Source organism: Yersinia ruckeri ATCC 29473, assembly GCF_000754815.1.
In the GTDB taxonomy this organism is placed as follows: domain Bacteria; phylum Pseudomonadota; class Gammaproteobacteria; order Enterobacterales; family Enterobacteriaceae; genus Yersinia; species Yersinia ruckeri.
The window spans coordinates 889,563-899,807 of sequence record NZ_KN150747.1 but is presented as its reverse complement, the minus strand read 5'-3'; the positions used below and the strand labels follow the sequence as shown (position 1 = coordinate 899,807).

Sequence of the window (10,245 nt, the reverse complement as noted above, 5' to 3'; positions counted from 1 at the left end):
ATGCTGCCATCCGCGACTGCCGCCTGCGTGGTGCCCTCGGCATGGCCGTCATTGCCCAGCCCTGACAATGCCACACCGCCCAGATTGCTCAACAGGTCAGAACCCACCGGCCCGCCAGTGCTCAAACTCCCGCCCTGATGTTCAGCCTTGAAATCGGCTTTGTTTTCAATATTGCTGAAGCCCAGTGTACCCGTGTCAAGGCTGTTCTTGCTCTTGTCCGCGGTGCTGGCAATTACAGCGCCATCTAACTGAGTATGCTCGCCGACGGTGATATCAAAGCCGCCTTTGCCTGCAAAGAACCCAGTCTGCTCCTGTACACTATCATAGTTGCTGTGCAGCTTGTCGCGACTCATGCTCAGGTTGGCAGAGCCGCCGCCGCCGACCACCGCCATGCTGATGCCGCCGCTGGTGCTGGTCTGCTTCGCATCATAATTATCGCTGTCCTGCTGGCTTTGCAGCAACAAGTCACGCCCCACATCGGCCTTGATGCTTTCCCCACTCGCTTGAGCGCCGATGAGTGACGTATCACGACCACTGTGCAGTGACAGCGTGCCGCCACTGTCGACCTGGGTTTCACTCCAGAAGGTGCCGTCGCCGCGCTCGCGTCCCTGACCTTTGTTGGCGTTGGCGAAGACACTCAGGCCGCTGCCAGAACCCCCCATGCCCAGACTGACACCCACGCTGCCGCCGCTGCTGCGATTACTGCCGTCGGTTTTTTGCGTATTGGCGGCACCGAGTAGCCATACATCACGCGCCGCATCCAGCGTGGTATCGCCACCGGCCTTAAGCTGGCTGCCCGCAATCAGGATATCGCCACTGTTCGCCGAGTTCCCCTCACCGGTGGCCATCACGCTCAGGTTGTTGCCCGCCGTCAGGGTCGAGCCCGCCACGCTGGTCTGTTCCTGATGTTGTTGCGAGGACGATTTTTGTGAACCTAATGAGGCACTAATACCGAACATGCTGGCAGTATCACCCCCTTCCGCCTGCACCAGTTGGCCTGCCTGCACCGCCTGCACTCCACTCAATGCTGCTTTAATACCTTGCAGCGCGGCCAACCGACCATTGCTCTCTTCACTGGCGGCTTTGGCGGTGGTGACGGCGGTATTAATGGCACTGCCCACCGGGCCGGACAAGGCCAGCGTCAGGCCACTCTGTTTTTGTTCGACGCTATGAGTCTGGCTAAGCTGATTCTCCGCCGCCACAATAGCGACATTTTTACCGGTCAGATGGATGTCTTTACCGGCTAACACGTCGGAGCCTTGCACCCGCAGGTCTTCACCGGCGGTCATGTTGACATTGCCCTGCACGCTGCCAACCATACTGCCCACGCTGGAGAAGGTTTTACCGTTATCCGTCACTTTATTGCTGTTACTGCCGACCGTAATACCTATCCCGCCAGTGGTCATCAGGCCGGATTTTTTCTGCTCGAACAGGTGAGACTCGCTCTCGCTTTGCTGCGCGGTGCCCACGGTAATGTTTTCTTTTGCCCGCAGGTTAATCTCTTTGTCTGCCACCACGTGACTGCCGGTGACCGCGATATTTTTGCCGCTGACATCGATAGTCCCCGCCGACAGCATCGAGCCGACCGCCAGCCTCTGGCTCAGGCTGTCTTCGGTACGGGTGGTCGTCGTCGATGCCAGCCCTTTACTCTTACCGGTATGATTGCGCTGTGCGTCATGCTGTTCAGTCTGGGTGGTGAGCGTGACATCCCCGCCAGCAGCCAGCTTCATGGCACCCTCAGTCTCCACTTTGCTGGCACTCAGATTGATATCTCGTACCGCCTGTAGATGGATATTCCCTTTTGAGATCAATTCGCTACCCAGCAGCGTTTCATCATAGAGATTCACACTGCTGGTATGGCGTTTACTTGAGGAACTCCCCGTCACCTGCAAGCGGTCACTGGCAGCACTGAGGTCAATATTCTGCGCTTGCAGATGAATATTGCCTGCATTAATCCGCGCGCCTACGGCAGTAAAATTGTCTACCTTGGCCGTTAGCGCACCGCCGACATTCACCTCGCTGCCCAGATGGCGGATATGCTCACTGGTCGAACGGCCATAACCATAATTCGCACTTATCTGGTCGCTGCTTTGTACGGTATTCAGGATCCAGCCGCCGCCGGTATTGACCTGAAGATCTTGGCCGACATTGAGGCCAGCGCCTTGCTGAATAAAGTCGCGTTCGGTATTGATCACCGCGTTATTGCTGATATTGATGCTCGCCAGCGGCCCCAGAACGGTTTGAGTGCGCTGTACCACACCATTATTGCTACTGAGCTGATCACCGGCAGTGCGCAGGATGACATCGCGCCCGCTGTCCAGTTGCAGGTTGGTGGCATTGATCCGCGCGCTGGTCAGGTCAATATCGCTGTTCAGTGTACTGAGCTGCAGGTTATTACCCGCCTGAAGTAATCCGCCACGGCTATTCAGTATGATATCTTTTGCCATGCCAATACGCAGGTTGTCTGTCGCTTTGATCGCACCTTGATTGGTTAACCCTTGTACATCGGTTAATTCAATATTATCAGCCGCGATCAATGCCCCATTGGCATGCAGTTCCCCCGGTTTCACTCGCGCCAGATACACCACCGGCACCAGCACGGTTTGCCCGGCGACTTCCCGGGTTTCCATCAGCACGATATTGTCGGTTAATGTCGCCATCTGCTCGGCACTGAGGTGCGTACCGGGTGAAAGATTGAACCTTTTACTGTACTGCGCACCAGCGGCAAAGAGCTGCTCGAACTGTTCCTGAGCACTGCGATAATCACTGGCAACGGTTTTACCCGTCAACGCCAATACCTGATCCCGTACCAGACGTTGTTCATACATATTATCGCCCAAACGTTTGTGTATCAGTGAAGGATCGTTATTTAACGTCTGCAAATAAGCATCCGACCCTTTCCAGTGATTCAGATTGGCAAACGCCGGGTTGGTTTCTATCAGATAACCTCCGCCCACCGCACGGTTAGGCATCGAAAGATTCGATCGGTTGAGCCCTTGAGACTGATTGGAATTTAGCTGCTGACCAGTAGAGTCAACAAATGAAGGACTGCTGAGCGATGCAAAAGATAACGCCCCTTCAGGATCCGGTTCATATTTCCCACCCACAGCGTTGACCTGCTGTAGTTCACCCGTTGATGGCGTTAATGACACCGCCGTTGTTTGCTGAGAATCAAAGCGCTTGCCCGTGGAATCAAGAGTGGAAGGCGTATTGACATTCGCAAAAGAAAGCCCACCGTCAGGCTCTGGTGCATAATCACCTTTATCTGTATTAAGCCGATACAACCCACCGCTGGGCAGCGTCAAGGAAACGCCATTAAACTCGACTGTAATATTTTTCCCTGTGCTATCACGGCTCGCTGGCGAGGCAATGGATCCGGGATTCGCCCCGTTGTTAATCACGGTACCACTGCCAGTCAGTGTTTTTGCCGTAAGACTTGAGGCATATTGGGTGCTAGGACGTTCTTTTACTTCAGGACCCCAACCGTTAGTCCACAAACGGCCTTTATAGGTTCGGTAATGGTAATAGCCTTTCGATATTACCTTTTCGATCAGGCGTTGTTGACTTCCCCAACCGTCTTGTTGCAGTGCAACACCGGTGAGATTAATCTCTCCCTGAGCGCTCACTTTACTCCAGTAATTTTCTAGGGTACCAACATGTGGAGTCAAGTTGCCGCCAGCTAACAGTTGTGCCTCAGGGCTGATCTTATCGATGCTGTTATAGGATGTTGTCGATGTATAGCTAGTGTTGATGTAAGAACTATTATTTTTCCCACCGTGAGGTGGCTCGATATAGCGTCCTCCGGGGATATCCGGGTTTTGTGGCGTCCAGTAAGCCGTACCATTCACCGTATCGCCCGCCACAAATTGTGTATTGGCGGTTAAAACATGACGACGGTTAGTCAGCGTGTTAGCGTAAATCAGCAGATCTTTTCCTGATTCAATCAGGCCTGAAAGGTTAAGAATCTGAGCCGCAGTCTGATAATTACCGCTATTATCCTGTCCTCCCGCCAGCACCACTTTGCCCATACCTAAAATGGTCGTACTCGGTGATGTGTCCGTGTTAGTGACGGTATCACTATTTTCAATCACCGGTGCCAGCAACGCCAAGGTGCCCTTTTCATCCGTTGCGCCAATCAGTGCCTTAGTACCTGAGTTGGTCATGCGCTCCCGCGCTTTAAGCTCGACCTCTGCACCAATGATGCTGCCACTGTTGAACAAGGTGTTGGTGTCGCTAGCGAGCCAACCACTCGTTAATATTTCCCCTTGGTTAATCATGGCGCCTACCGTTCTGAGATTGGCTTCAACCGCAAGGATTTTCCCATTATTCAGTAAGCTATTGGTTTTGGTACTAAGTTTTCGCCCCGCCACCAATTGCCCGTCATTCGTTAAGGCTCCCGTGGTTGTAAAGGTTAAATCACGCCCAGCCTGTAGTTTGGAGTCAGCCAAGTGACTAAAATCACTTTGTAAACCAATTGTCAGATCCTGACTGGCTCTTATATTTCCCTCACTGCCATCAAACCGACCAAGGTTCAAATAGATGTTATTCGCTTGGAGCGTGCCGCCTTGGTTATTGAGAGTTTGTCCCAAGTTCGCCCCGGCATTAATGGTCAGAGAACCAAGAGAAACCATATTGGCACGTTGAGTGGTCACATCCCCCTTGTTGGCGGAGATCTTAATCTCGCGGGCTTGCATCTGACCATCGGTCAGATCGACTCGGCTACCCGACAAAGTCAGTGCACCGGCGGCGACCGTTTGCCCCTGTGCAATCAAGTCATCACCGGTTGCCACCGCCAGATCACCCGTGGCCGTCAGTTTGCCATCGCTTTGTACACCCGCGCCCAGCAGGCTGTTACCGTTGCTATCCAGCCGCGCCGCGTCGATCCCCAGATTGCCTTTGGCGATCAGGCTACCGCCCCGGTTATCCAGATAACCCGGCAGCTTCAGATTGAAATCTGCCGCCCCGGTTTGCGCGATCACGCCGTCAATATTGGACAATGTGTGTGCATCAAGCGCCATCTGCTCGGCCATCACGTTAGCTTTGTCGGTGCGCAGCCGCGCGGCCGTTCGGGCAGACAGCGTCGTAGCCGCGTTGACCACCGCATCAGTCAAGGTGATATCGCCAGATTGGGCTACGAGACTGATGGCATGCCCCTGTGTCTGACTGCCAGTTAAATCAATGTCGCGCCCCGATAGCGCAACCTGTCCGGCGGCGATATTTTGCCCTTCAGCCACCAGGCCTTGCTCCGTGCTGACCGTCAAATCACCGCTACTGGCTCGGTTGCCATCAGATTTCAATCCCGCCCCTATCAAGGATTGATGGGTGCCAAGTAAGTCGTTAGCGTGCAGTTGGAGATCACCCAGCGCAGCAAGGGAACCGCTGTTGGCAACCTTCCCGCCAGCCTGCCACTGTAGTGCGCCCTGACTATAAACCGAGCCGCTGTTAACCCCGTTGCCGTGCGTGGTGAACTTGCCGTTCCCACCGGCGTACAGGCTGCCGCTGTTGGCCAGATCACCATCAGTCAGCAGATCCAGACTCCCGTGGGCTGCATACAGGCTGCCGGCATTGCTCAGGTTACCGTTGATCGACAACTGCATCTGGTCACCGCCAGCGTACAGCGTGCCGCTATTGTTGAGATCGCCCTGTGTCGATAACTGCATCTCTTCACCCGTTTGCAGCACGCCACGGTTAACCAGATTGCCGGAGGTGGTGAAGGTCAGCGGTTGTTCGGTATAAATCTCTCCGTGGTTTTCAGCGTTACCGTTCACGGTAAATTGCCCGCGATGGGTGGCATAGATTGCCCCGCGGTTAAACAGGCTGTCGCTGTGCAATGAGATGTCCCGACCAGCCAGCAGGCCGCTGTGGGTATCCGCATTGCTGATCCGATCCGCGGTGACTTGCATATCTCGCCCGGCTTCCAGTTTATGCTGATTAATCAACGCCCCCGCGCTGTGCAATACCAGATCCCGTCCCGCGGTTAAACGCGTCCCCACCTGATGGGTAAAATCACGTTGCAGCGCGATCCACGCGTCGGTCGCGGCAGCAATTTCTCCGTGACCGTTATCCAATCGCGCCAGATCCAGCCGGAGATTGTTGGCATGCAGTTTCCCGCCGCGGTTATCCAGATTTTGCTCCCGGTTGGCCGCAGCGGTGATCGCCAAAGTCCCGGGGGTGAGCACCGTCGCCTCACGGGTCACAACATCACCGTCACGGGCGGTCAGCGCAATATTGCTGGCCTGAGTCTGGCTGCCGGTGAGATCAATCTGGCTACCGGAGAGCGTCAGGGCGTCCACCGCCACATTCTGCCCCTGCGCCATCAGCGCCTGCGCCGTGTTGACCTGCAAATTCCCGCGGTCTGCCTGACGGCCATCCGCGTGTATCCCGGCACCGAGCAGGCTGTGGTCGTTACTGGTCAGCTTGTCGGCTTGCAGTCGCATGTTACCGGCCGCCAGCAGCACTCCGCCCCGGTTATCCAGCTCGCCGGGGAGATTCAGGTGGAAATCACCACGACCGGTCTGGATTATCTGCCCGTCCACGTTGGAGAGTGACCCGGCGGTCATCTCGATCTGTTCAGCCGTCAGATGGGCCTTGTCGCTGTGCAGCGTCTGCCCGGTCTTCGCCGATAAGGTGTCCGTCGCGTTCACTTTTGCACCGGTTAACACAATATCGCCCGCCGTCGCCGTCAACTGCATCTCCCGCGCCTGCACTCGGCCGTCGGTCAGATCAAGCTGGCTACCCGACAAAGTCAGTGCACCGGCGGCGACCGTTTGCCCCTGTGCAATCAAGTCATCACCGGTTGCCACCGCCAGATCACCCGTGGCCGTCAGTTTGCCATCGCTTTGTACACCCGCGCCCAGCAGGCTGTTACCGTTGCTATCCAGCCGCGCCGCGTCGATCCCCAGATTGCCTTTGGCGATCAGGCTACCGCCCCGGTTATCCAGATAACCCGGCAGCTTCAGATTGAAATCTGCCGCCCCGGTTTGCGCGATCACGCCGTCAATATTGGACAATGTGTGTGCATCAAGCGCCATCTGCTCGGCCATCACGTTGGCCTTGTCGGTGCGTAATAGATCAGTGGTCGAGACAGACAGGTGGTGGCTAGCGGACAGATTCGCGCCAGTGAGATCGATATCCCCACTTTGCGCAGTAAGTGTTAGGTCACGGCTTTGAGTTTGACTGCCGCCAAGATCGAGACTGCGTGCGTTAAGCGCTAGCGCCGTGCCGCTAATATTTTTTCCTTGGGCGGTTAACATCCCGCTGGCATCAACGCGCAAGGTGCCACTGGTGATCGCGCTGTTGTCGGACTTGACGCCGGCACCCAGTACCGAGTTGCGGCTACTATTGACTTCTGCCGCGCGCAGTGAGGTATCACCCGCCGCCGCGATGGTGCCACTGTTGCTCAACGTGCCCGCAGTGGTGAGCTGGTTATTGCCCTGCGCATAAAGCGCACCCGCGTTCTCTATGCCCGTTGAGGTCTTCACCGCCAGTTGTTGAGCACTGTTGATCTGGCCGCTGTTGATCAGCATGCCATCGGCGGTTATGGTGATATCGCCCGCTGACGCCCCTATCTCGCCCGCATTACGCACCCCAACACCACTTTCAGTGCCGATCAGGCGGATTTTACCGGCGTACATACCGCCCAAGCTGGCAACATCCACTGCTACCGTAGGGCGAACGCTGCCATCGCTGGCTTTGGCATTGATGTTCTGGTGCGCGGCATCCACCTGATTGCGCCCGGCGCTGACTTTCAGGTCATTGGCCCAGATACCGGCATTCACTTTGACGGAACGGGCGATCAAATCGGTATGATCTTGACGGCTGCTGTCCATGCCCGCGCCCCGCACAATAATTTCGCCCCGATCCACATCGTAGCCGGTGATCTGGCCGTTATTGAGCTGTGCCTGACCGGTAGTTAGCGTCGCACGATTGGCGTTGATAAAACCACAGCCCTCACAGGTAATGCCGGCAGGATTGGCGATCACCACCTGCGCTTTGCGCCCTGCCACTTCGATATAACCATTCAGTTGGCTCGGATCGCGACTGTTGACTTCGTTGAGGATAACGCTGGCCTCACCCCGCGCCAGCAACGGGTTGCCGTTAACAAAACCACCGAGTTGGGTCTGGTTTATTCCGTGGCCGTTATTGAGGATAGCGCCGCGATGATCGACATCAAACTGGCTGTAAACATTACGGGAAACGCCACCACTGCTGGGTGTCTGGATATTGACCTGTGGTGTACCATTGGCACTGCTGATAATGGTTGGCTGCTGATTGCCCGGCGCACGGGCATCGGCGACAATATTGGCTTGTGCGGATAACGAGACGCAGCCCAAGGCCAGTAACAGGCTAAAACTCAGCGAGGATAAGGCACTGATGCAGCGACGTTGCGTGTGCCCAACGCCGGATGACGCAGAGGAGGTGACTCGACCGGAGGCCGCAATATCCGCCACCACCATCAACATGCCTCGAGCTTTGTTGAACACGATACGGTACAGGTTCTTATTCATATCTCATCCCAGAGAGTAAAGCGTTAATAAGGTGCATCAGTATTGCCAGTTCAGGTTAAAACCCACCGTCACCGAGTCGACGTTGAAGCCATCAGGTTGAGACAGCGGTTTGCCAGCAAACAGGTCATAGCGGGTATTCAGCACAGTGCCACGCACCCCGACGACGCTACCGGCCAGATGGTGGCCCAGCAGATAAGGGGCACTGCGACCGCTGACCTCACCGTAATCCACGCCAACATACAGCTCATGCCCCGGCAGCGGGGTATACCAGCCCAGATCATTGCGCACCGTCCAGCCACGGTCGGCGTTCAGCGTGCGTTCACCATCAAAGCCACGCACTGACCAGCGGCCACCGATGGCGAACTGATCCTGTGGCGTCAATGGCGTGTTGGTGCTTTGGCGCTGGTATTGCAGGTTGTAATGGAAGTTTTGTTTTTGGACGGCAAAAGGAATATCCAACTGCGCATTCAGCCGCAAAATTTTGCTCAGGGCGGTGGCTTCACCGAGATATTCTTCCTGTGCGGGTACCGCACCCAACCAGCGGGTGCCGCGCTGGTAGCTGACACCGGCATCCAGCGTGGCCTGCGAAATAAAGTGGCGGTGTTGCAGGCCAACGCGCCAGGCTGAGGTGCGGCGGCGATGCACTTCGATTTCAGTGTCATTGATAAAGTTTTTCGACGAACGGGTCAGCACATCGTAAGTCAGGGTGGTTTTCTGGCTGGCATTGCGGTGCAGCAGGCGGCTAAGTTGCAGCGTCACATTCTCACTGTCACCGCTGTATCGGATATCACCATTCAGGCCCGCCACGGTTTGGTGATAGTCATAGCTGCTGGCAGTGATGCCCGCGGTCCAGTAACCGAACGGCAGTGAGTAGTGACCGGTGAGGTTATTGGTGCCTTTCTCGCCGCGATTTTTTATTGAGCCACCCGCAGAGACATAAAACAGGTCACTCAGAGAGAGCGGGTTATCCAGAAACAGGGTCGCACCGCCCTGATAACGACCGGTGCTGCGGGTGCCTGAGTCATCCAGTGAAGCCGCCAGCCGCCATATTTTGCTCTGCTGCCAGCTCAGGGCGATATCCGTCTCTCCTGGGGCAGCGCCGGGAACCAATTCCATGCTGGCTTGCACGGTGGGGACGCGCTGTAGATTCTCCAGCCCTTGTTCGATATCGCGTAAATCCAATAGGTTACCGGGACGAGCGGGGAAGGCACTGAATAGCGTGACATGACGGTCACTGCCGGGTTTCAGCTCAACATGGCGTATTTTTCCGGGTACAATTTGTAACGCCAGAGTGCCGCTGTTCAAGTCCTGTCGCGGAGCCAAAACTCGCGTCGTTACATAGCCATGGTCGATCAGGCGGTTTTGCAATTGGCTCATCAGCAGATTAATGCCCTGTCCGCCCAAACACTGGCCTTGCGCCTGATCGGCAAGGCGTTGCAGTGGCAACCAGTGGGGTAAAGGCTCGGTGCCGCTGAGGGTAATGCGGTCAATAACGAAGCAGGGTTTCTCAACGGGGAAGGAAATGCGACCAAAGGAAGCGGAAGACGCAGACAAACGCACATCCGGTGCCGGTGGAGCCAAACGCTGTTCCAACGCCCGTTGCCGTTCCTGTTGATGAATATCCTGTTGTTGAATAGGCGTTAATTCCGCGCCATAACCGACGCGTGAAATAACCATCACTGGCAATAGTAAGCAGGCTATTAATGTAATATACAAATAACGCAGCACGGGGCATATC

Annotated in this window: 2 protein-coding genes; both read right to left on the bottom strand. The window is 55.9% G+C overall.

Annotated features, from left to right (window positions below):
• On the bottom strand, positions 1–8,507 hold an 8,507-nt coding region (locus DJ39_RS03965), incomplete at its 3' end, for a two-partner secretion domain-containing protein (protein ID WP_038251148.1).
• A gap of 36 nt (positions 8,508–8,543) precedes the next feature.
• On the bottom strand, positions 8,544–10,235 hold the full coding sequence (locus DJ39_RS03960) for a ShlB/FhaC/HecB family hemolysin secretion/activation protein (RefSeq protein ID WP_004722544.1): 1,692 nt from the start codon (positions 10,233–10,235) through the stop codon (positions 8,544–8,546).
• Between the last annotated feature and the right edge of the window lie 10 nt (positions 10,236–10,245).